The organism is Thermoactinospora rubra, from assembly GCF_002093975.1.
Lineage (GTDB): Bacteria > Actinomycetota > Actinomycetes > Streptosporangiales > Streptosporangiaceae > Nonomuraea > Nonomuraea rubra_A.
Window position 1 is genome coordinate 85,229 of the sequence record NZ_KZ084335.1, and the last position, 20,982, is coordinate 106,210.

The 20,982-nt window shown below is 71.0% G+C and carries 21 protein-coding genes; 14 read left to right on the forward strand and 7 right to left on the reverse strand.

Going from position 1 to position 20,982, the window contains the following annotated elements:
- Positions 1 to 156: 156 nt before the first annotated feature.
- The 4 genes from BSB02_RS14795 to BSB02_RS14810 are packed head-to-tail and all read left to right on the forward strand — an operon-like array spanning position 157 to position 3,195.
- Positions 157 to 906: an ABC transporter permease gene (locus BSB02_RS14795; protein ID WP_240506423.1), complete on the forward strand. Its 750-nt coding sequence runs from the start codon at positions 157 to 159 to the stop codon at positions 904 to 906.
- Positions 907 to 908: 2 nt separating this feature from the next.
- Positions 909 to 2,204, forward strand: coding sequence for an LLM class flavin-dependent oxidoreductase (locus BSB02_RS14800; RefSeq protein WP_084959372.1), 1,296 nt, complete (start codon positions 909 to 911; stop codon positions 2,202 to 2,204).
- A complete protein-coding gene (locus tag BSB02_RS14805; protein ID WP_084959373.1) occupies positions 2,201 to 2,707 on the forward strand; it encodes an NADPH-dependent FMN reductase in 507 nt (168 codons plus the stop codon). The genes BSB02_RS14800 and BSB02_RS14805 overlap by 4 nt, the downstream gene beginning before the upstream one ends.
- Positions 2,704 to 3,195, forward strand: a complete 492-nt coding sequence (locus tag BSB02_RS14810; protein WP_084959374.1) for a flavin reductase family protein — start codon at positions 2,704 to 2,706, stop codon at positions 3,193 to 3,195. Before BSB02_RS14805 ends, BSB02_RS14810 begins: the two co-directional genes overlap by 4 nt.
- A gap of 3 nt (positions 3,196 to 3,198) precedes the next feature.
- Here the strand turns inward: BSB02_RS14810 and BSB02_RS14815 are convergent, their stop codons facing one another.
- A complete protein-coding gene (locus tag BSB02_RS14815; protein WP_084959375.1) occupies positions 3,199 to 4,245 on the reverse strand; it encodes an NAD(P)H-dependent amine dehydrogenase family protein in 1,047 nt (348 codons plus the stop codon).
- Between the two features lie 155 nt (positions 4,246 to 4,400).
- Here BSB02_RS14815 and BSB02_RS14820 point away from each other — a divergent pair, with 155 nt between their 5' ends.
- From BSB02_RS14820 to BSB02_RS14860, 9 genes are all read left to right on the forward strand, one after another.
- On the forward strand, positions 4,401 to 5,273 hold the full coding sequence (locus BSB02_RS14820) for an SDR family oxidoreductase (protein ID WP_084959376.1): 873 nt from the start codon (positions 4,401 to 4,403) through the stop codon (positions 5,271 to 5,273).
- Positions 5,274 to 5,468: 195 nt separating this feature from the next.
- Positions 5,469 to 6,647 (forward strand): ROK family transcriptional regulator, encoded by a 1,179-nt coding sequence (locus tag BSB02_RS14825; protein WP_084959377.1) that lies wholly within the window; start codon positions 5,469 to 5,471, stop codon positions 6,645 to 6,647.
- 10 nt (positions 6,648 to 6,657) lie between these two features.
- The gene (locus BSB02_RS14830; protein WP_206184698.1) at positions 6,658 to 8,157 is read left to right on the forward strand and encodes a sugar ABC transporter ATP-binding protein; all 1,500 of its coding nucleotides are present in this window, start codon (positions 6,658 to 6,660) and stop codon (positions 8,155 to 8,157) included.
- The gene (locus BSB02_RS14835) at positions 8,154 to 9,167 is read left to right on the forward strand and encodes an ABC transporter permease (protein ID WP_084959378.1); all 1,014 of its coding nucleotides are present in this window, start codon (positions 8,154 to 8,156) and stop codon (positions 9,165 to 9,167) included. The genes BSB02_RS14830 and BSB02_RS14835 overlap by 4 nt, the downstream gene beginning before the upstream one ends.
- Complete coding sequence (locus tag BSB02_RS14840) at positions 9,164 to 10,225, forward strand: ABC transporter substrate-binding protein (protein WP_084959379.1); 1,062 nt, start codon at positions 9,164 to 9,166, stop codon at positions 10,223 to 10,225. Before BSB02_RS14835 ends, BSB02_RS14840 begins: the two co-directional genes overlap by 4 nt.
- A complete protein-coding gene (locus tag BSB02_RS14845; RefSeq protein WP_084959380.1) occupies positions 10,222 to 11,370 on the forward strand; it encodes a Gfo/Idh/MocA family protein in 1,149 nt (382 codons plus the stop codon). The genes BSB02_RS14840 and BSB02_RS14845 overlap by 4 nt, the downstream gene beginning before the upstream one ends.
- 229 nt (positions 11,371 to 11,599) lie before the next feature.
- Positions 11,600 to 14,365: a PQQ-dependent sugar dehydrogenase gene (locus tag BSB02_RS14850; protein ID WP_084959381.1), complete on the forward strand. Its 2,766-nt coding sequence runs from the start codon at positions 11,600 to 11,602 to the stop codon at positions 14,363 to 14,365.
- Positions 14,362 to 16,371, forward strand: a complete 2,010-nt coding sequence (locus tag BSB02_RS14855) for a ThuA domain-containing protein (RefSeq protein WP_084959382.1) — start codon at positions 14,362 to 14,364, stop codon at positions 16,369 to 16,371. Before BSB02_RS14850 ends, BSB02_RS14855 begins: the two co-directional genes overlap by 4 nt.
- Before the next feature lie 233 nt (positions 16,372 to 16,604).
- Complete coding sequence (locus tag BSB02_RS14860; RefSeq protein ID WP_084959429.1) at positions 16,605 to 17,612, forward strand: sugar phosphate isomerase/epimerase family protein; 1,008 nt, start codon at positions 16,605 to 16,607, stop codon at positions 17,610 to 17,612.
- Positions 17,613 to 17,618: 6 nt separating this feature from the next.
- Here the strand turns inward: BSB02_RS14860 and BSB02_RS14865 are convergent, their stop codons facing one another.
- Positions 17,619 to 18,053, reverse strand: coding sequence for a PIN domain-containing protein (locus BSB02_RS14865; RefSeq protein ID WP_084959383.1), 435 nt, complete (start codon positions 18,051 to 18,053; stop codon positions 17,619 to 17,621).
- The gene (locus BSB02_RS14870; protein ID WP_084959384.1) at positions 18,050 to 18,262 is read right to left on the reverse strand and encodes a hypothetical protein; all 213 of its coding nucleotides are present in this window, start codon (positions 18,260 to 18,262) and stop codon (positions 18,050 to 18,052) included. The genes BSB02_RS14865 and BSB02_RS14870 overlap by 4 nt, the downstream gene beginning before the upstream one ends.
- A 63-nt stretch (positions 18,263 to 18,325) precedes the next feature.
- Between BSB02_RS14870 and BSB02_RS14875 the strand changes: the two genes are divergently transcribed.
- Positions 18,326 to 18,874 (forward strand): DinB family protein, encoded by a 549-nt coding sequence (locus BSB02_RS14875; protein ID WP_084959385.1) that lies wholly within the window; start codon positions 18,326 to 18,328, stop codon positions 18,872 to 18,874.
- Positions 18,875 to 18,929: 55 nt separating this feature from the next.
- On the opposite strand, the gene BSB02_RS14880 is transcribed toward BSB02_RS14875, so the two are convergent.
- The 4 genes from BSB02_RS14880 to BSB02_RS14895 form a co-directional block, all read right to left on the reverse strand.
- Positions 18,930 to 19,148: a DUF2191 domain-containing protein gene (locus tag BSB02_RS14880; RefSeq protein ID WP_084959386.1), complete on the reverse strand. Its 219-nt coding sequence runs from the start codon at positions 19,146 to 19,148 to the stop codon at positions 18,930 to 18,932.
- A gap of 94 nt (positions 19,149 to 19,242) precedes the next feature.
- Positions 19,243 to 20,328 (reverse strand): Zn-dependent alcohol dehydrogenase, encoded by a 1,086-nt coding sequence (locus BSB02_RS14885; protein ID WP_084959387.1) that lies wholly within the window; start codon positions 20,326 to 20,328, stop codon positions 19,243 to 19,245.
- A gap of 8 nt (positions 20,329 to 20,336) precedes the next feature.
- Positions 20,337 to 20,528: a ferredoxin gene (locus tag BSB02_RS14890; RefSeq protein ID WP_084959388.1), complete on the reverse strand. Its 192-nt coding sequence runs from the start codon at positions 20,526 to 20,528 to the stop codon at positions 20,337 to 20,339.
- Positions 20,525 to 20,968 (reverse strand): pyridoxamine 5'-phosphate oxidase family protein, encoded by a 444-nt coding sequence (locus BSB02_RS14895; RefSeq protein ID WP_084959389.1) that lies wholly within the window; start codon positions 20,966 to 20,968, stop codon positions 20,525 to 20,527. The genes BSB02_RS14890 and BSB02_RS14895 overlap by 4 nt, the downstream gene beginning before the upstream one ends.
- Positions 20,969 to 20,982: the final 14 nt, after the last annotated feature.

Sequence of the window (20,982 nt, forward strand, 5' to 3'; positions counted from 1 at the left end):
ACGCCGACCCATGGGACGCCTCCTCACCGCCCGCCGATGTGGCGGGGGGCCCCCCCCCCCGGGCGGGCCCNCGGTGCGGACCCTTCTGCGCCGGGTCGGCGAGGAGGGGTACGGCGGAGCCCGGCGCCTGCGAACGGCGGCAAGCCGGTGACAGCCGTGGCGAGAAGGGCGTTCCGCGCCTCGGCCGCGATCGTTCTCCTGGCGGCCGTCTGGGAGACGCTGCCGAGGCTGGGCGCGGTCAACCCCGTCTTCCTCCCGCCCCTCACCGAGGTGCTCACCGCCTGGTACGACCTCCTGCGCACCGGCCAGCTCCTCGACCACACCCAGGCCAGCCTCCTGCGCTCCCTCACCGGGTTCGCCCTGGCGATCGCCACCGCCATCCCCCTCGGCCTGCTGATCGGCTGGTACCGCCCGCTGGCCGGGTTCCTCAACCCCGTCCTGGAGCTGTTCCGCAACACCGCGGCCCTGGCCCTGCTGCCGGTGTTCGTGCTGATCCTCGGCCTGGGCGAGACGTCCAAGGTGGCGATCATCCTGTACGCCTGCTCCTGGCCGATCCTCCTCAACACCATCGCGGGCGTCAGGAACGTGGACCCGCTCCTGGTCAAGTCGGCGAGGTCCATGGGCCTCAACGCCGCCCGCCTGTTCCAGAAGGTGATCCTCCCGGCCGCCGTCCCGACCGTGTTCACCGGGATCCGCCTGGCCGGCGCCTACTCGATCCTCGTGCTCATCGCCGCCGAGATGGTGGGCGCCAAGGCCGGGCTGGGCTACCTCATCAACTACGCCCAGCTGAACTTCCGCGTCACCGACATGTACGCCGCGATCATCACGATCTCGGTGCTGGGCCTGCTGTTCAACCTGTCCCTGGTGCGCCTGGAGCGCCGCTTTTCGACCTGGAGGACGACGTGACGATGCACCTCAACGCCTTCCTCATGGGCGTCGGCCACCACGAGGCGGCCTGGCGGCACCCGCGGACCGAACCCCGGCGCGTCACCGACATACGCCACTACCAGCAGCTCGCCCAGACCGCCGAGCGCGGCAAGCTCGACTCGGTCTTCCTGGCCGACGGCCTGGCCCTGTGGGGCGACGTCCGGCACAACGCCCTCGGCGGCCTCGAACCGCTGACCCTGCTCAGCGCCCTGGCCACGGCGACCGAGCGCATCGGGCTCATCGCCACCGTCTCCACCACCTACAACGAGCCCTTCCACGTGGCGCGCAAGTTCGCCTCGCTGGACCACATCAGCGGCGGCCGGGCCGGGTGGAACATCGTCACCTCCGCCACCGAGGCGGAAGCCGCCAACTTCGGCGTCCGGCGCCCCGCCCACAGCACCCGCTACCACCGGGCCGAGGAGTTCCTGGAGGTGGCGCTGGGGTTGTGGGACAGCTGGGCGCCCGGCGCGGTCCTGGCCGACCGGGCCGGCGGCGTCTACGCCGACGCGAGCAAGATCAGGCCGCTCGACCACCTCGGGACGCACTTCAAGGTCCAGGGGCCGCTCAACGTCCAGCGCTCCCCGCAGGGCCGGCCGCTGCTGGTGCAGGCCGGCTCGTCGGAGGACGGCAAGGAGTTCGCCGCGCGGTTCGCCGAGGCGGTCTTCACCGCCCAGCAGACCCTGGCGGACGCGCAGGAGTTCTACGCCGACCTCAAGCGCCGCCTGCCCGCCTACGGGCGCGAGCCGTACGAGCTGAAGATCCTGCCGGGGATCTCGCCCATCGTCGGCTCCACCGAGCGGGAGGCGCTGCGCCTGGAGCGGGAGCTGGAGGAGCTGATCATTCCGGAGTACGGCGTGCGGCAGCTGTCGGGCATCCTCGGCGTCGACCTGTCCGGCGAGCCGCTCGACGGGCCCCTGCCGGACGTCGAGCCCAACCCGGACGGCCAGCAGAGCCGCCAGAAGCTCGTGCTCGACCTGGCCCGGCGCGAGAGGCTGACGATCCGCCAGCTGATCAGGCGGCTGGCGGGCGGCCGGGGGCACCGCGTGGTGGCCGGGACGCCCGAGCAGATCGCCGGCCAGCTGCAGGAGTGGTACGAGAACGGCGCGGCCGACGGCTTCAACGTGATGCCGCCGCTGCTGCCCGGCGGGCTGGAGGACTTCGTCGACCACGTGGTCCCCGAGCTGCAGATCCGCGGGCTGTTCCGCAAGGAGTACGAGGCCCGCACCCTGCGCGGGCACTACGGGCTCGAGCCCGCCGGCCGGGGGAGGGCCGCATGAGCGTCGTCACCGTGGTGGGCAACCCGCGCGCCGGATCGCGCACCCTGCGGGCCGCGCTGCTGGCGACCGGCGCGCTCGTCGCGGAGCTGGGCCACGAGGGGCCGCGCGACGTCGTCGACCTGTCCGCGCTGGCGCCCGTGCTGCTCGCCCCGGGCGCGCACGCCGGGCTGGAGATCGCGCTGGAGCTGGTCGCCGGCGCGAGCGTCGCGGTCTACGCCAGCCCCACCTACAAGGCCACCTACACGGGCCTGCTGAAGGCGTTCCTGGACCGGCTGCCGCCGCGGGCGCTGGCCGGGCAGAGCGCGCTTCCCCTCCTGGTCATGGGCGACCCCCGGCACGCGATGGCGGTGGAGGCCCACTTCCGCCCGCTGCTGGTCGAGCTGGGCGCGCACGTGCCCACGCCCGGCCTGGCGCTGCTGGAGTCGCAGCTGGAGGACGCGGAGGTGCCGGCGGCGTGGGCGCGCCAGGTGGCGCCCCAGATCAGGACGGGGGTGCTGCGATGACGCTGACCACCGTCGACGCCGACCGCTTCCGCGGAGCGCTGGCCCAGCACGCCGCCGGGGTGGTGGTCGTCACCGCGCTGCCGGAGGGCGTGCCGGTCGGGCTGACCGCGACGTCGTTCTCCTCGGCCAGCCTCGACCCGCCGCTGGTCAGCTTCTCCATCGACCGGGGGTCTGCCACCTGGCCCTGGCTGCGGCTGGCCGACCACTTCGCGGTCAACGTGCTGGCCGCCGACCAGGCGGACCTGGCCACCCGCTTCGCCCGGCGCGGCGTCGACCGCTTCGGCGGCTCCACCCGCTGGCGGCCTGGCCCGTACGGCACGCCGCTGCTGGACGGCGTGGCCGCGCACGTGGTCTGTCACCTGCACGCCACCCACGACATAGGCGACCACGTCCTGGTCGTCGGGGCGGTGGCGGACGTGACGGTGCATCCGGCCCGGCCGCTGCTGTACCACCGCGGCCGGTACGGGCGGTTCGAGGCGAGCCGGTAGGGCTCAGGCGAGGCGCACGGCTCCGCGGCCGGTCGGCAGCGGCAGGTCCAGGAGCGTGCGGATGCCCGGGGCGGCCGTGACGACGGCGGGGATGGAGTTCACCGCGTGCGCGGCCGCCGCCGCCAGCCCGTGGGAGACCTCCTCCACGGAGACGGTCATCTCGGGCACGCCCTCGATGTGGATGGTGAACCCGGGCTCGGCCCAGCGGCCGACCCGGGTGGCGTCGGCCTTGTACACGCACTCCACCGTCATGAACGGCCGCCCGCGCACCAGCCCGGAGAACACCCACCGGGAGGCGGAGACCGTGCCCTCGCGCACCAGCCCGGCGGCGATCGCGAACTCCTCGGAGGCGAGCTCGAACTCGTCGCTCTCCTCGACCTCGTCCAGCCGGATGCCCAGCGCGTCGGCCACCAGCTGGACGCTTTCCGCGAACAGCGCCCGCTGGAAGGCGCGATAGGGCCGGATCGAGGAGGAGTAGTCCTTGGCCGAGCGGGTGAAGCCGATCAGGTCGACGACGATCTGGCGGGAGGGGTGCCCGCGGAAGTCGGAGGACTCCCGCACGTAGATGTGGTCCACGCGGCTGGACAGCCCGGTCAGCGCCAGAGGTAAGTAGTCGCTCATGAAGCCCGGGTTGACGCCCGTGCCGTGCAGCGAGGAGCCGCCCTTCGCGCAGGCCGTCTCGATGCGCTCGACCAGGCCCGGGCCGTACGCCCTGGGGTAGACGAAGCCCGTGGTGGTGATGACGTTCTTGCCCGCGGCGAGCAGCGAGCAGATGGTCTCGACGTCGGCCGACGGGTCGTCGCCGAAGTACGCGGCCGGCAGCGGCATGTGGAGCACGCAGTCGGCCGGCAGGTCGAGGATGCGCTCGACGTCGTCGGTGCAGGGGACGCCCACGGCGGGGAGCCCGACCAGCTCGCCGGCGTCGACCCCGACCTTGTCGGGGTCGTAGACAAGGACCCCGGCCAGCTCCAGATCCGCCTTGGCCAGCACACTCCGCAGGGCGTAGCGCCCGACGGCTCCGGTCGCCCACTGAACCACGCGGAAGGGCATGGCACCTCCTGCCCGTGGGGAAGGGCGAGCCCGCAGGCGTCCTCGCCCTTTGGGAGCCCAGAACTCTAGCAGAAATTCACTCGTCCGATCACTATCCGCGACGATCAGGGCCCGTACTAGAATGTTGTTCTCTTTCGAGAAGGGCGGAGGGTCGCATGTTGCGGTTCGATGACAAGGTCGCGATCGTCACCGGCGCGGGACACGGTCTGGGCAGGTCGCACGCGCTGTTGCTGGCCGAGCGGGGCGCCAGGGTGGTCGTCAACGACCTCGGCGGCGCGCTCGACGGGACCGGCGCCTCGACCGGACCGGCCACCGAGGTCGCCGAGCTGATCAAGAAGAACGGCGGCGAGGCCGTCGCGAACACCGACAACGTCGCCACCCCCGAGGGCGCCCGCGCCATCGTGCAGACCGCGCTCGACTCGTTCGGCCGCGTCGACATCGTCGTCAACAACGCCGGCATCCTGCGCGACAAGTCGTTCGGGAAGATGACGGCCGAGGAGTTCGACGCGGTGATCGCGGTGCACGTGCGCGGCTCGTTCCTCGTCACGCAGGCGGCCTATCCGCACCTCAAGCAGCAGGGCTACGGGCGCATCGTCAACACCTCCAGCCCGGCGGGGCTGTTCGGCAACTTCGGCCAGGCCAACTACTCCACGGCCAAGATGGGGCTCGTCGGGCTGACCAAGACGCTGGCCATCGAGGGGGCGCGCAACGGCATCAAGGCCAACGCGATCGCGCCCATCGCGTGGACGCGCATGACGGAGTCGCTGCTGCCGGCGGAGTTCGAGGCGAAGTTCACCCCGGAGCGGGTCAGCGCGCTGGTGGCCTACCTGTGCCACGACACGTGCGAGGCGTCGGGCGAGGTGTTCAGCGTCGGCGGCGGCCGGGTCGCCCGGGTGTTCGTGGCCGAGGGGCCGGGCTGGAAGAGCGACTCGATCGACCCCGAGGGGATCGCGGCCAACTGGGAGGCGATCATGGCCGAGCAGCCGTACGTGCTGACGGCGCAGGACTCGATGAAGGCGATGCTGTAGCTCCCCGGAGAGCTCTCCAGGGCGCGACAGAGGCGCGACAGGGGCGCGACAGGGCCGGTACGGCATGCCGTACCGGCCCTTCGTCATGTGGCAGGAGAGCCACCAGAGCACCTTTGTTCGGAAATCGACGGAAGTCTCAGCAAATCTCAAGAAAAGTATCTTGCTTACGCCAAAGATCGACCTTATTGTCGCCGCATGACCCTCACACCGGGCGAGGAGCGGCCGTTGGGCGGCTCCCCGGGCGATGTTCTGACGCTGATCAGCGCCGGTTCCGCCACGACCCGGTCAGATCTGGCACGGCTGACCGGCCTGGCCAGATCGACGATCTCCCAGCGCGTGGACGCCCTGATCGAGTGCGGCCTGGTGCAGGAGACGGTCACCGGTGAGTCGACGGGCGGCCGGCCGCCCCGCCAGCTGCGCCTGCACACCGACAACAGCGCGGTGGCCGGCGTCGACCTGGGCGCCACGCACTGCAGGATCGCGGTGATGGACCTGACGGGCCGGGTGCTGGCCTCGGCCGAGGACCCGCTGCACGTCGCCGAGGGCCCCGAGGTCGTCCTCGGCCACGTCGAGGAGCGCGTCAACGCCCTGCTCCTGCAGGCGGGGCGCTCCCGCGCGGCCCTCAAGGCCATGGGCATCGGCGTGCCCGGGCCCGTGGAGTTCGCCACGGGACGGCCGAACAACCCGCCGATAATGCCGGGCTGGAACGACTACCCGATCCCCGAGTTCTTCTCCGGCACGACCGTGCTGGTGGACAACGACGTCAACGTCATGGCGCTGGGGGAGCACCGCAACGCCTTCCCGCAGCGCAGGTACCTGCTGTTCGTCAAGGTCGGCACCGGCATCGGCTGCGGCGTCGTCGCCGACGGCCGGCTGCACCGCGGGGCCCAGGGCTCGGCCGGCGACATCGGCCACATCCGGGTCAGCGGCCACGACCACATGGGCTGCCGGTGCGGCAACAGCGCCTGCCTGGAGGCGGTCGCCGGGGGCGCCGCCCTCGCCCGGCAGCTGACCGACCTCGGCTTTTCCGCCGAGTCGGGCGCCGACGTCGTCGCGCTCGTGCAAAGCGGCAACACCCAGGCGCTGCGCCTGGTCAGAGAGGCGGGCCGGCTCATCGGCGAGGTGCTGGCGAGCCTGGTCAACTTCTTCAACCCCGAAGTCATCGTCATCGGCGGCGTGCTGGCCAGGGTCCACGAGCACCTGCTCGCGGGCATCAGGGAGACCGTCTACCGGCGCTCCCTGCCGCTGGCCACCCACCACCTGGACATCGTGCCGAGCCGGGTGGGCGAGGACGCGGCGGCACTGGGCGCCGGGATCCTCGCCATCGAGCACTACCTATCACCCGACAACATCAACCGCATCGTCAACGCATAGGACGCACGCCATGACGGAACTGCTGGTCATGCGGGGCATCGTCAAGGAGTTTCCCGGAGTCAGGGCGCTGGACGGCGTGGACCTGGAGGTCCGCGCGGGCGAGGTGCACTGCCTGCTGGGCCAGAACGGCGCGGGCAAGTCCACGCTGATCAAGATCCTCGCCGGGGTGCACTCGCCGGACGCCGGGACGATCACGTTCCAGGGCAGGGAGGTACGGCCCGCGAGCCCCGTGGACGCGCTCCGCCTCGGCCTGTCCACGATCTATCAGGAGCTCGACCTCGTCGACGGGCTCAGCGTGGCCGAGAACATCTTCCTCGGTCACGAGCACGCCCGCTGGGGCTTCCTGCGCCGCGCGAGCGCCAACCGGGCGGCCCGCGAGGTGCTGGGCCGGCTGGGCCATCCGGAGATCAGGCCGACCACCGAGGTGGGCCGCCTGTCCCCGGCCGCCAAGCAGGTCGTGTCGATGGCCAGGGCGCTGTCGCACGACGCGCGGCTGATCGTCATGGACGAGCCGTCGGCGGCGCTGGCCCACGACGAGGTGGCCAACCTGTTTCGCATCATCCGCGAGCTGACCGCCCAGGGCGTGGCCGTGGTCTACATCTCCCACCGCCTGGAGGAGATCCGCGAGATCGGCGACCGGGTGACGGTGCTGAAGGACGGCCGCGCGGTCGCCGTCGGCCTGCCCGCCAAGGAGACGCCGACCTCGCGGATCGTGTCGCTGATGACCGGCAGGAACGTGGAGTACGTCTTCCCGCCGCGCGGCCCGCGCACCTTCGGCGAGGAGGTGCTGCGCGTGGAGAACCTCGGCTCGCCGGGCGTGTTCCACGACGTGTCGTTCTCGGTGCGGGCCGGGGAGATCGTCGGGCTGGCGGGCCTGGTGGGCTCGGGCCGTTCGGAGATCCTGGAGGCCGTGTACGGCGCGCGCCCCCACACCGGGCGCGTGCTGCTGCAAGGCAGGCCCGTCGGCCGGGGCGGCACCCGCCGGACCGTGCAGATGGGCATGGGCCTGGCCCCCGAGGAGCGCAAGGCCCAGGCGCTCCTGCTGGACCAGAGCGTGACCTCCAACATCACGCTCGGCAGCTTGACCCGCTACGCCAAGGCGGGCTGGCTGGACCGGGCACGGGAGCGCGCCGACGCCAGGGAACTGGTGCGGACGCTCGACATCCGGCCCCCCGATCCGGAACGGCCGATCAAGACGCTGTCCGGCGGCAACCAGCAGAAGGCGGTGCTGGCCCGGTGGCTGCTCAACGAGCGCAAGCTGCTGCTGCTGGACGAGCCGACCCGGGGCGTGGACGTCGGGGCGAGAGCCGAGCTGTACGGGGTGATCCGGCGGCTGGCCGACGAGGGGATCGCGGTCCTGCTCGTCTCCAGCGAGGTGCCGGAGGTGCTGGGCCTGGCCGACCGCGTGCTCGTCATCCGCGAGGGTCACGTCATCCACGAGGGTGACGCCACCGAGCTGGACGAGCACGCCGTACTCGACATGATCATGGAAGGGAGCGCGGTGTCATGAGCGAGCCGCGTACGGCGAACACCGCCAAACCGCTCGGGCCCACCGGGTGGCTGCGATCGGCCAACGGCTCGCTGGCCGGGATGCAGCATCTCGGCCTGGTCGCCGCCCTGGTCCTGCTGTGCATCGTGGGCCTGGTCACCAGGCCGGAGAACTTCGCCAGCTACTCCAACCTGGTGAACATCCTCGCGCTGGCCTCGACTATCGGCGTGATCACGGTCGGCATGACGTTCGTGATCATCGGCGGCGGCATCGACCTGTCCGTCGGCGCCATCATGGCGCTGGCCTCGGTGTGGGCGACCACGCTGGCCACCCAGTCCTACGGTCCCTGGGTGATGGCGCTGTGCGCGCTGCTGGTCGGCACCGGCGCCGGGCTGGTCAACGGCCTGCTGATCGCGTACGGCAGGCTGGTGCCGTTCATCGCGACGCTGGCCATGCTGGTGGCGGCCAGGGGCCTGGCGCAGCGCATGTCGGACCGCAAGACGCAGCTCATCCGGCCGGAGAACTCCGCGATTGTGGAGCTGTCGACCACCCGCGTGCTGGGCATCCCGCTGCTGGTCTACATCTTCGCCGCCGTGGTCGTGATCGGCTGGGTGGTGCTGAACCGCACCACGTTCGGCCGGCGCACCTTCGCCGTGGGCGGCAACCCCGAGGCCGCCCGGCTGGCGGGCATCGACGTGCGGCGCCACACCATGCTGCTGTACGCGCTGTCGGGCCTGTGCTGCGGCATCGCTGCGATCATCATCATGGCCCGCACCACCACCGGCTCCTCCACCCACGGCGACCTGTACGAGCTGGACGCGATCGCGGCCGTCATCATCGGCGGCACGCTGCTGTCCGGCGGCCGCGGCTCGATCGTCGGCTCGATCCTCGGCCTGTTCGTCTTCACGCTGATCACCAACCTGTTCATCCTCAACGGGCTCAACACCAGCGACCAGCTCGTGGCCAAGGGCCTGATCATCGTCGTCGCCGTCCTTCTCCAGCGGCGGAACCTCAAGGAGAGATCACTATGACGCAGAACGTCGCGCGCAGGGGTTTCCTCGTCGGCGGAGTCGCCCTGGGCGCCGGGGCCCTGGTGTCGGCCTGCACGAGCAACGAGCCCCAGCAGCAGCCGGCCGCCCAGTCGCCGGCGCCCGCCCCCGCCGCCACCGGCGGCAACGACGCGCCCGGCCAGCGGGTCAGCATCGGCTTCTCCGCCCCCGCCGCCGACCACGGCTGGATCGCGGCGATCGCCAAGAACGCCGAGACGACGGCCAAGCAGTACTCGGATGTGGACTTCAAGCCGGTCGAGCCGACCAACGACATCAACCAGCAGATCTCCGCGGTCGACTCGCTCATCCAGCAGAAGGTCAACGTGCTGGTGCTGCTGCCCAACGACGGCGAGCAGCTCAACCAGGTGGCGCGGCGGGCCATGGACGCGGGGATCCCCGTGGTCAACCTGGACCGGATCTTCCCCGACAAGCTCTCCTACCGCACCTGGGTCGGCGGCGACAACTACGGCATGGGCGTGGCCGCCGGGCACTACATCGGCAAGAAGCTCAAGGACAAGGGCGTCACCAACCCGGTGATCGTGGAGATCCAGGGCATCGCCACCCTTCCGCTGACCCAGGAGCGCAGCAAGGGCTTCGAGGACGCGCTGAAGACCTACGGCTTCAGCGTCACCGCCAAGCAGGACGCCAAGTTCACCGTCGAGACCGGCAACCAGGTGGCCACCAACCTGCTGCAGGCCCACAAGAAGATCGACGCGCTGTGGAACCACGACGACGACCAGGGCGTGGGCGTGCTCGCCGCGATCAAGGAGTCGGGGCGCAACGAGTTCTTCATGGTCGGCGGCGCGGGATCGGCGAACGCGATGCGCGAGATCCAGAGCGGCTCCAGCGTGCTGGAGGCCACCGTGACCTACAGTCCCACCATGGCCTCCTCGGCCATCAAGCTGGCGCGGTTGATCGCCCAGGGCAAGGGCATGAGTGACCTGGTGGAGAACCAGGTCCCGCAGTCGATCACGCTGGCTTCGGAGACCATCACCAAGGACAACGTCGCCGAGTACCTGCCTCTGGGGTTCGAATCATGACGCAAACCATCGGGGTCGGCATGGTGGGCTACGCCTTCATGGGGAGGGTGCACTCCCAGGCGTGGCGCAACGTGTCGGCGTTCTTCGACCTGCCCGTCACGCCCGTCATGGCGGCGCTCGCGGGCCGGTCGAAGGACAAGACCGCCGCCGCTGCCGCCCGGCTCGGCTGGAAGGCGGCCGAGACCGACTGGCGGGAGCTGGTCGCGCGGGACGACGTGCAGATCGTCGACATCTGCACGCCGGGGGACTCGCACGCCGAGATCGCGATCGCCGCGCTGGAGGCCGGCAAGCACGTGCTGTGCGAGAAGCCGCTGGCCAACACCGTGGCCGAGGCCGAGGCCATGGCCGAAGCGGCAGCCAAGGCCGCGGCCGCCTCGGGGGCCAAGAGCATGGTGGCCTTCAACTACCGGCGCGTCCCGGCCATCGCGCTGGCCCGAAGGCTCGTGGCCGACGGCCGGCTCGGCGTCATCCGGCACGTGCGGGCCCAGTACCTGCAGGACTGGATCGTCGACCCGGACTTCCCGCTGGTGTGGCGGCTGCAGAAGGACAAGGCGGGCTCGGGCGCGCTGGGCGACATCGGCGCGCACATCATCGACACCGCCCAGTTCGTCACCGGTCAGCGCCTGGTCGGGGTGTCCGGGCTGACCGAGACCTTCGTCAAGGAACGGCCGCTCGCCGAGAGCTCAGAAGGGCTCGGCGGCAGCCGTACCGCCGAGAAGGGGCCGGTCACCGTCGACGACGCCGCGCTGTTCATCGGGCGGATGAGCGAGGGCGCGCTGGCCTCCTTCGAGGCCACCCGCTTCGCCACCGGCCGCAAGAACGCCCTGCGCATCGAGGTCAACGGCTCGCTCGGCAGCCTGGCCTTCGACTTCGAAGCGATGAACGAGCTGTGGGTCGACCAGGGCGAGGGCTTCACCCGGATCCTGGTCACCGAGCCCGACCACCCCTACGTGGGCGCCTGGTGGCCGCCGGGCCACGGGCTGGGCTACGAGCACACCTTCACCCACGAGATCCGCGACTTCCTGGAGGCGGTCGCCACCGGCGCCGACCCCAGCCCATCCTTCGCCGACGGGCTGCAGGTGCAGAAGGTGCTGGCCGCCGTCGAACGCAGCGCGAGTGAGGAGAGCCGCTGGACTGAGATCTGACCCCGGTCTCCGGCGCGGCCCGCCCGTGTGAGGGATCCGCCGCGGTTGCGCCCCGCGGGGAGCGGGCGGCCGGCGCCGGAAATCGGTGTCCTTCCCCGACGTCCGTCGGCCTCGGTGCGCGTGGCACCGGACCGGGGCCGGTCCACCCCCCAACGCACAACTTCACAAGGCTCCGGCGCGACGGCGCGCGCCTTGCCTGGCCACCCATGCCAGTCAAGGAGGAACGAGCATGCTCAGGTCTCGATGGCCGCTCGCGGCCTCGGCGGTCCTGCTCGCGGTGTCCGGCCTGGCCGCCGCGCCCACCGCCGCCGCGGCAGCGCCGGCGGCGGACTTCCAGCAGGTCACGCTCGCCAAGGGCGTCGCCGAGATGGGCGAGCCGATGGGGCTCGCCGTGCTGCCCGACCGCTCGGTGCTGCACACCGCGCGCGACGGCACCCTGCGGCTCACCGACGCCGCCGGCAACACCAAGGTGGCGGGGAAGCTCGCCGTGTACACCCACGACGAGGAGGGATTACAGAGCGTCGGGGTCGACCCCGGCTTCGCGACCAACCGGTTCATCTACCTCTACTACGCGCCGCCGCTGTCCACCCCGTCCGGCGACGCCCCCGCGAACGGCACCGACTTCTCCGCCTGGCAGGGCGTCAACCGGCTGTCGCGGTTCGTCCTCAAAACCGACGGCACGCTCGACCCGGCCAGCGAGAAGAAGATCCTCGACGTGCCGGCCGACCGCGGCATCTGCTGCCACGTCGGCGGCGACATCGACTTCGACGCCGCCGGGAACCTCTACCTGACCACCGGCGACGACACCAACCCCTTCGCCTCCGACGGCTACACCCCCATCGACGAGCGGGCCAACCGCAACCCCGCCTTCGACGCGCAGCGCACCTCCGCCAACACCAACGACCTGCGCGGCAAGATCCTGCGGATCAAGGTGAACGCCGACGGCTCCTACTCGATCCCCAGTGGCAACATGTTCGCGCCCGGCACGCCGAACACCCGCCCGGAGATCTACGCCATGGGCTTCCGCAACCCCTTCCGCATGTCGGTCGACAAGGCCACCGGCACGGTCTACCTGGGCGACTACGGTCCCGACGCGGCCGCCGCCAGCGCCACCCGCGGCCCGGCCGGGCAGGTCGAGTTCAACAAGATCACCGGCCCCGGCTTCTACGGCTGGCCGTACTGCACCGGCGGCAACACCACCGCCGAGACCTACAACGACTACGACTTCGCCACCGGGACCTCCGGCGCGAAGTTCGACTGCGCGGGCGGGCCGACAAACGCCTCCCCGCGCAACACCGGGCAGAGCAGGCTCCCGGCCGCCAAGGCGGCGTGGATCAAGTACGACGACTGCTCGGTGCCGGAGTTCGGCTGCGGCTCGGAATCGCCCATGGGCGGCCCGGTCTACCGCTACGACGCCGCGCTGACCTCGCCGGTCAAGTTCCCGCAGACCTACGACGGGCACTTCTTCGCCGGGGAGTTCGGCCGCCGCTGGATCAAGCACATCGACACCGCCACCGGCGCGATCAACAGCTTCCCGTGGTCGGGAACCCAGGTCATGGACCTGGCCTTCGGCCCCGACGGCGCGCTGTACGTGCTGGACTACGGCACCGGCTACTTCAACGGCGACGAGAACTCCGCGCTGTACCGCATCGAGCACATCGGCTCGGGCAACCGCGCCCCCACCGCCGTGGCGGCCGCCACACCGACCTCCGGCCAGGCCCCGCTGACCGTGTCGTTCTCCTCGGCCGGCTCCTCCGACCCCGAGGGCGGCGCGCTCACCTACTCCTGGGCCTTCGGCGACGGCGCCACCTCCACCGCCGCCAACCCCTCCCACACCTACACCGCCAACGGCTCCTACACCGCCACGCTGACCGTCAAGGACCCGCAGGGCGCTTCCGGTACGGCCAGCGTCACGATCACCGTCGGCAACACCGCGCCCAAGGTGACGATCACCATGCCGAAGGACGGCCAGCTGTTCTCCTTCGGCGACACCGTGCAGTACCAGGTCACCGTCACCGACCCCGAGGACGGCACGATCGACTGCGCCAAGGTCAAGATGACCTACGCGCTCGGCCACGACAGCCACGGCCACGGCCTGGCCGAGAAGTACGGCTGCGCCGGCTCGATCACCACGCCCGTGGACGGCGAGCACGACCCCAACGCCAACATCTTCGGCGTGTGGACCGCCGAGTACACCGACAAGGGCGGGCTGAAGACCACCGCCCAGGCCATCACCCAGCCGCGCACCCGGCAGGCCGAGCACTTCGGCGCCTCCTCCGGCGTGCAGGTCGTCGACCACGCCCCGGCGCACGGCGGCAAGACGGTCGGCTACATCGACAACGGCGACTGGATCTCCTTCCACCCCTACGTGCTGGCGAACGCCTCATCGGCGGCCTTCCGGGTGTCCTCGGCCGGCGCGGGCGGCACGATCGAGGTCCGCGCGGGCTCGGCCACCGGCACGCTGCTGGGCAGCGCGACGGTGCCGGTGACCGGCGGCTGGGAGACGTTCACCACCGTCACCGCGCCGCTGTCGGGCGCCCCGGCCGGGACGACCACGCTGGTGCTGGCGTTCAAGGGCGGCTCGGGCGCGCTGTTCGACGTCGACGACCTCACCTTCTCCGGCGCCGGGCCGATCACCGGGGTGGGCGGCAAGTGCGTGGACGTCAGCGGCGCGAACACGGCCGATGGGACGAAGATCCAGCTGTGGACGTGCAACGGCACGGGCGCGCAGCAGTGGAGCCGCCCGGGCGACGGCAGCATCAGGGCGCTCGGCAAGTGCATGGACGTCAAGGGCGCGAACAGCGCCAACGGCACCGTGGTGCAGCTGTACACGTGCAACGGCACCAACGCGCAGAAGTGGACGCTGCCCGGCGACGGCACCCTCCGAGTCCTCGGCAAGTGCCTGGACGCCTCCGGCGGCTCCAGCGCCGACGGGACCCAGCTGATCGTCTGGGACTGCCACGGCGGCGCCAACCAGAAGTGGAGCGTGTCATGATCCGCGGCCTTCTCGCCCTCCTCCTCGCCCTCGGCGGCCTGGCGCTCCCGGCGCAGGCGGCCCCCTTCTCCGTGCTGGTGTTCTCCAAGACCGCGGGGTTCCGGCACGACTCCATCCCCGCGGGCATCCAGGCGATCAAGGACCTCGGCGCGGCACACGGGTTCACCGTGACCGCCACCGAGACCTGGCCGTCGTCGCTGTCGGGCCACGCGGCCGTGGTGTTCCTCAACACCACCGGCGACGTGCTGGACGCCGCCCAGCAGGCCGCGTTCGAGAGCTACATCAAGGGCGGCGGCGGGTTCGTCGGCGTCCACGCCGCCGCCGACACCGAGTACGGCTGGCCCTTCTACGGCGAGCTGGTCGGCGCCTACTTCCGCAGCCACCCGGCCATCCAGCAGGCCACGGTCAAGGTCGAGGACCGGGCCCACCCGGCGACCGCCCACCTGCCCTCGGCCTGGACGCGCACCGACGAGTGGTACAACTACCGGGCCAACCCCCGGCCGAACGTCCACGTGCTGGCCTCGCTGGACGAATCCACCTACTCCGGCGGCGACATGGGCGACCATCCGATCGCCTGGTGCCGGCCGTACCAGGGCGGGCGGGCCTTCTACACCGGCGGCGGGCACACGGCTGCCTCCTATGCCGACCCGGCCTTCCGCGCCCACCTGCTCGGCGGCATCCGCTACGCGGCCGGGCAGGCCAAGGCCGACTGCCGGCCCGAGAACGGCTACGCCTCGCTCATGGGCTCGGGCTGGTCGCAGGCCGGTCCCGGGGGCTTCACCTCCTCCGACGGGACGCTGACCTCCTACGGCGGGCTGGGGCTGCACTGGTACTCGGCCAGGGAGTTCGGCTCCTACTCGCTCAAGCTGGACTGGAGGCTCGCCGGCGACGACAACTCCGGCGTCTTCGTCGGCTTCCCGGCTTCCAGCGACCCGTGGTCGGCGGTGAACAACGGCTACGAGGTGCAGATCGACGCCACCGACACGCCCGACAAGACCACCGGCGCGGTCTACGGGTTCAAGGCCCCGGACACCGCCGCCAGGGACGCGGCGCTCAACCCGCCGGGGGAGTGGAACACCTTCGAGCTGCTGGTGGAGGGCGAGCGGCTGCAGGTGTTCCTCAACGGCGTGAAGGTCAACGACTTCACGAACACCGACCCGGCGCGATCCCTGCGCCAGGGCCACATCGGCCTGCAGAACCACGGCGACGGCGACGAGGTGTCCTTCCGCAACGTGCGGATCAAGGAGCTCGGCGGCGCCGTCCAGGCGGAGGCGTGGACCGCCGCCTCCGGCGTGGCGACCTACCCGCACGCCACCGCGCACGGCGGCCTGGTCCTCGGCTACGTGGACCCGGGCGACTGGGCCTCCTACGCCGGGCTGGACCTGGCCGGGGTGACCGGCTTCACCGCCCGCGTGGCCTCCGGCGGACCCGGCGGCACGATCGAGGTACGGCGCGGCTCGCCCACCGGCACGCTGCTGGGCTCGGTCGCCGTCCCCAACACCGGCGGCTGGGAGAGCTACCGGGACGTGTCCACCACGCTGGCCTCCGGCGGCAGCGGCGAGCTGTACCTGGTGTTCACCGGCAGCGGGTCCGGCCTGTTCGACGTCGACGACTTCACGCTGGTGAAATCCGGCGCCGGGCCGATCACCGGGGTGGGCGGCAAGTGCGTGGACGTCAGCGGTGGGAACACCGCCGACGGCACCAAGATCCAGCTGTGGACGTGCAACGGCACGGGCGCGCAGCAGTGGAGCCGGCCGGGCGACGGCACGATCAGGGCGCTCGGCAAGTGCATGGACGTCAAGGGCGCATCCAGCGCCAACGGCACGCTCGTGCAGCTCTACACGTGCAACGGCACCAACGCGCAGAAGTGGACGCTGCCCGGTGACGGGACGATCCGGGCCCTCGGGAAGTGCCTGGACGCCTCCGGCGGCTCCAGCGCCGACGGGACCCAGCTGATCGTCTGGGACTGCCACGGCGGCGCCAACCAGAGGTGGGCCCTGTCCTAGGACCCGCTCATGGCCGCGGCCCGGTCGACCCGCCCGCCGTCACGCCGAGGCGGCGGGCGCGGCGAGTGCCACCCGGGCCGCGGCTGCTTCCCTTCGGGCAGGTTGCCATCTACGATGCCATCGACGGCAGGGAACCGGGGGGCGCAGACCCGTTCCCGCACGTGCCCGCCTTTTCGATGTTGGCCGGTTTCTCCCTCACCCCGGCATGTCAGCTCATGCACGGAGGTATGACGATGACCCGTCCGATCACTCTCTTCACCGGCCAGTGGGCCGACCTGCCGTTCGACGAGGTGTGCCGGCTGGCCGCCGAGTGGGGCTACGACGGGCTGGAGATCGCCTGCTGGGGCGACCACTTCGACGTCTCCCAGGCGCTGGCCGACCCCTCCTACGTCCCGGCCAAGAAGGCCCAGCTGGAAAAGCACGGCCTGAACGTCTGGGCGATCTCCAATCACCTGGTCGGCCAGGCCGTCTGCGACCACCCCATCGACGAGCGGCACAAGGCCATCCTCCCGGCGCGCATCTGGGGCTCCGGCGATCCGGAGGAGGTACGGCAGGCCGCGGCCGAGGAGATGAAGAACACCGCGCGCGCCGCGGCCCTGCTGGGCGTCGACACCGTCGTGGGCTTCACCGGCTCGTCCATCTGGCACACCGTGGCGATGTTCCCGCCGGTGCCCGCCTCGATGATCGAGGCCGGCTACCAGGACTTCGCCGACCGCTGGAACCCGATCCTCGACGTGTTCGACGAGGTCGGGGTGCGGTTCGCGCACGAGGTGCACCCCAGCGAGATCGCCTACGACTACGTGACCACCAAGCGCACGCTGGAGGCGATCGACCACCGGCAGGCCTTCGGCCTCAACTGGGACCCCTCCCACATGGTCTGGCAGGACCTGGACCCGGTCGGGTTCATCCTCGACTTCGCCGACCGGATCTACCACGTGGACTGCAAGGACACCAAGGTCCGGGTCGGCGACGGGCGGCGCGGGCGGCTGTCGTCCCATCTGCCGTGGGCAGACCTGCGCCGGGGCTGGGACTTCGTGTCCACCGGCCGCGGCGACGTGCCGTGGGAGGACTGCTTCCGCGCGCTGAACTCCATCGGCTACTCCGGGCCCATCTCCATCGAGTGGGAGGACGCCGGGATGGACCGGCTCGACGGCGCGCCGGAGGCCCTGGCCTACATCCGCCGGCTGAACGCCATCACCCCGCCCACCGCGGCCTTCGACGCCGCCTTCGCCGGCGACTGACCACCATCAGCCGTCGTAGGGGAGCACAGTGAAGTGACTGGCTCCCCACAGCGGTCGCAAGGTGCGGAAATGCCGCTGATCGAGGGTGGCGATCGAGGTGGTCCGGTAACGATCGGCGAGAATCACGTTGGAGGCGTCCGCCAGGCCGAGGTAGTCCTTGTCGGTGGAGAATTGATCCGACACGGCGAGCGCGGCTGCATGGTCGAAGGGCGTCCACTCCGGCAACTCGTAAGCCTCGGCCACGACATCCGCCGCGAACCGCCTGGCCGCGGCCGGGCCCAGTCGCGAGTGAAGCATGTAGTCCGCCTCGGCGAGGACGAAGGGCGAGACCACGAACGGCCCGGCTGCGGTGGCGATCAGACCGGCCAGCGTGGCGTGCTCGGCGTAGTCCTCATCGAAGAGCGCCAGGATCGCACTGGTGTCCACGATGACAGCGCTCATGCGCCGAAGCCTTCCGCAAGCTCGGCATCGATCTCCTCGGCCGACAGGGGCCTTCCGCTCCGGAAGCCGCCGACTGTGGGCTTGGGGGGTGGGGCATGCTGGTCGATGAGCTTTTCGATCTCCTGGGCCAGGGTCAGCCCGTCGGCGGCGGCCAGGCGGTGGAGGCGATCGCGGACCGCCTTGGGCACCTTGATCGTCGTCATGGTCATACCTGCGAGTATACCGGCGGCATCATCCGTGATTCTGTCGGTGCCCTGCGCTAGACATGGTTCATGGACTGGACCGCCCAGCTGCTCGACCAGCTCGACTGGCACTGGACCAACCACCTGCGCCCGCGCCTCGACGGCCTGACCGACGAGGAGTATTTCTGGGAGCCCGTCCCGGGCTGCTGGAACGTGCGGCGGCGCGAGGAGGCCGACCCGGCCAAGGCCCACGGCTCGGGCGACTACGTGATCGAGTACGAATGGCCGGAGCCGGCGCCCCCGCCCGTCACCACGATCGCCTGGCGCCTGGGCCACATCATCGTCGGCATCTTCGGCACCCGCTCCCACCGCCACTTCGGCGCGCCCGAGACCGACTACGACAAGCAGCGCTACGCCGGCACGGCGAAGGAGGCGCTCGCCCAGCTCGACGCCGGCTACGCGCACTGGACCTCCGGCGTGCGCTCGCTGTCGGCCGACGACCTGGCCAGGCCGGTCGGCCCGGCGGAGGGAGCGTTCGCCGACCACCCCATGGCGGCGCTGGTGCTCCACATCAACCGTGAGGTCATCCACCACGGCGCCGAGATAGCCCTGCTGCGCGACCTCTACCTGCGCCGCTGACCGGTCAGCGAGGCCAGGGATCGCCGATCCGGCGGCGGGGTGTCCGCGAGACAGGTCACCGGCCGGGACGCTCGCGCTCTTCCAGGACCTCGAAGTCGAGGATGGACTCGGCGTTGTCCTGAAGCCAGGCCAAACCTCGCGCGCGGTCATCGGCGCTCGTCGACGCCGCGATGGCCAGAGCCCGGTTGATCGTGTCTCGCCTGGTCTTCGTGCCGAGCCGGCGCTGCGCGAGGGCCAGCATGCGCTCATCCAGGTCGACGACGATTCTCGCCATGGCACCCCCTCATGCATCGTCTGCCATCAGCAAACACTGCCTGACGCCAAAAAGGGGCCGGGGAACTCCCCGGCCCTCTTGGCGCACGGACGTGTCAGTCCATGATCACGATCTGCCGCGCCACCTCGCCGCCGCGCAGGGCGGCCACCGCCTCGTTCAGGTCGGTCAGCTTGATCCGCGCGCTGATCATCGACTCCAGGTCCAGCTGGCCGGACTTCCACAGCTTGGCGAAGTAGGGGAAGTCGTGCCGCACGTCGGCCTCGCCGTACAGGCTCGACAGCAGCTTCTTGCCCTCGAACAGCAGGCTGAAGGCGGAGATCTGCACCATGTCGTCCATCGCACCCGCGCCCACGACGACCACGGTGCCGCCCTGCCGGGTGACCTGCCAGGCGGTCTGGATCGTCGCGGCCTTGCCGACCACCTCGAAGCCGTAGTCGAACCCGCTACCCCCGGTGAGCTCGCCGATCGCTTCCATGAGCTGGTCGGGCGTGACCGCGTGGGTCGCGCCCACCTTCTTGGCCGGCGCGTGCTTGGACTCCAGCGGGTCGACCGCGAGGATCACGCGGGCGCCGGAGATCCGCGCGCCCTGGATGACCGACAGGCCCACGCCGCCGCAGCCGATGACCGCCACCGTGGAGCCGGGCTTGATCCGCGCCGTGTTGATCGCGGCGCCGACGCCCGTGGTGATGCCACAGCCGATCAGTGCCGCGACCTCGTAGGGGATGTCGGGGTCGATCTTGATCGCGCCCTGCCACGGCAGGACGGTCTCCTCGGCCCACGTGCCGCACCCGGCCATGCCGAAGGCCTGCTTGTCGCCGTCGAAGCGCAGCCGCGCCGTGCTGAAGGACTCCACCACGTACTTCATGCACAGGTACGGCTGGCCGCCCAGGCACAGGTCGCACTGCTGGCAGGAGGGGCGCCAGTTGACGATGACGTGGTCGCCCGGCTGCACGGAGGTAACGTGGTCGCCCACCTCCACCACCTCGCCCGCGCCCTCGTGCCCGGGGACGAGCGGCATCGGCTGCGGCAGCACCCCGCTCATGGCCGACAGGTCGGAGTGGCAGACGCCGGTCGCCTTGATGCGCACGCGGACGTCGGTCGGTCCCAGAGGGGTCAGCGTGACGTCGTCACGGATGTCGAGCTTGTCGTCGCCTGCGGCGTGGACGAGCGCAGCACGCATACGGGGGATCACTCCTCCAGTGAGAGGGCGGCTTTCGGACAGGACCGCACCGCGTGGCGGACGCGGTCGAGCATCTCGGGCGGCGGCTCGGGGAGCAGCACGTGCAGCTGGTCCTCCTCGTCCACCTCGAAGACCTCGGGCACGAGGCCCATGCAGACGGCGTTGGCCTCACACACCAGGTAGTCCACTTTGATCTTCATGTCAGCCTCCTGTGGTCCCATGAGACCACCTTCGTGGGCTCCACCACATAGGCGACCCGCTTTCTCCCGGTCTGCTCCACGTACGGCCGGAGCAGCTCGTCGGGCACGCCGGGCGTCATGCGCCTGGCGACCTCCATGCCGAGATCGAGGGTCGCGCCGACCCGCTTGGCCACGCCGTACACCAGCACGCCCCGCAGCTCGTCGTAATCCTCCCCAGCCTCCACCAGGCAGCTGACCCGGGGGTCGCGCTCGATGTTGCGCGCCTTCTGGGCCTTGCCGTAGGTCCAGAAGCCGATCCTGCCGTCGACCAGGGCGTAGAACATGGTGACCAGGTGCGGCGTGCCGTCGGGGTTGATGGTCGCGAGCTGGAGCTTGCGCGAGCCGGCGAGGAAGGCTGCGACCTCGTCGGGAGACATCGCGATGCGGGCGCGCTGATTCACGAGCCAAGTAGAAC

Bases quoted from the DNA above. Each gene is read 5' to 3' on its own strand.
- BSB02_RS14855 (WP_084959382.1), top strand. From the start codon at position 14,362: ATGATCCGCGGCCTTCTCGCCCTCCTCCTCGCCCTCGGCGGCCTGGCG.
- BSB02_RS14820 (WP_084959376.1), top strand. From the start codon at position 4,401: ATGTTGCGGTTCGATGACAAGGTCGCGATCGTCACCGGCGCGGGACAC.
- BSB02_RS14830 (WP_206184698.1), top strand. From the start codon at position 6,658: ATGACGGAACTGCTGGTCATGCGGGGCATCGTCAAGGAGTTTCCCGGA.
- BSB02_RS14810 (WP_084959374.1), top strand. From the start codon at position 2,704: ATGACGCTGACCACCGTCGACGCCGACCGCTTCCGCGGAGCGCTGGCC.
- BSB02_RS14800 (WP_084959372.1), top strand. From the start codon at position 909: ATGCACCTCAACGCCTTCCTCATGGGCGTCGGCCACCACGAGGCGGCC.
- BSB02_RS14840 (WP_084959379.1), top strand. From the start codon at position 9,164: ATGACGCAGAACGTCGCGCGCAGGGGTTTCCTCGTCGGCGGAGTCGCC.
- BSB02_RS14875 (WP_084959385.1), top strand. From the start codon at position 18,326: ATGGACTGGACCGCCCAGCTGCTCGACCAGCTCGACTGGCACTGGACC.
- BSB02_RS14865 (WP_084959383.1), bottom strand. From the start codon at position 18,053: ATGAGCGCTGTCATCGTGGACACCAGTGCGATCCTGGCGCTCTTCGAT.
- BSB02_RS14835 (WP_084959378.1), top strand. From the start codon at position 8,154: ATGAGCGAGCCGCGTACGGCGAACACCGCCAAACCGCTCGGGCCCACC.
- BSB02_RS14850 (WP_084959381.1), top strand. From the start codon at position 11,600: ATGCTCAGGTCTCGATGGCCGCTCGCGGCCTCGGCGGTCCTGCTCGCG.
- BSB02_RS14805 (WP_084959373.1), top strand. From the start codon at position 2,201: ATGAGCGTCGTCACCGTGGTGGGCAACCCGCGCGCCGGATCGCGCACC.
- BSB02_RS14885 (WP_084959387.1), bottom strand. From the start codon at position 20,328: ATGCGTGCTGCGCTCGTCCACGCCGCAGGCGACGACAAGCTCGACATC.
- BSB02_RS14860 (WP_084959429.1), top strand. From the start codon at position 16,605: ATGACCCGTCCGATCACTCTCTTCACCGGCCAGTGGGCCGACCTGCCG.
- BSB02_RS14880 (WP_084959386.1), bottom strand. From the start codon at position 19,148: ATGGCGAGAATCGTCGTCGACCTGGATGAGCGCATGCTGGCCCTCGCG.
- BSB02_RS14890 (WP_084959388.1), bottom strand. From the start codon at position 20,528: ATGAAGATCAAAGTGGACTACCTGGTGTGTGAGGCCAACGCCGTCTGC.
- BSB02_RS14825 (WP_084959377.1), top strand. From the start codon at position 5,469: ATGACCCTCACACCGGGCGAGGAGCGGCCGTTGGGCGGCTCCCCGGGC.
- BSB02_RS14870 (WP_084959384.1), bottom strand. From the start codon at position 18,262: ATGACCATGACGACGATCAAGGTGCCCAAGGCGGTCCGCGATCGCCTC.
- BSB02_RS14845 (WP_084959380.1), top strand. From the start codon at position 10,222: ATGACGCAAACCATCGGGGTCGGCATGGTGGGCTACGCCTTCATGGGG.
- BSB02_RS14815 (WP_084959375.1), bottom strand. From the start codon at position 4,245: ATGCCCTTCCGCGTGGTTCAGTGGGCGACCGGAGCCGTCGGGCGCTAC.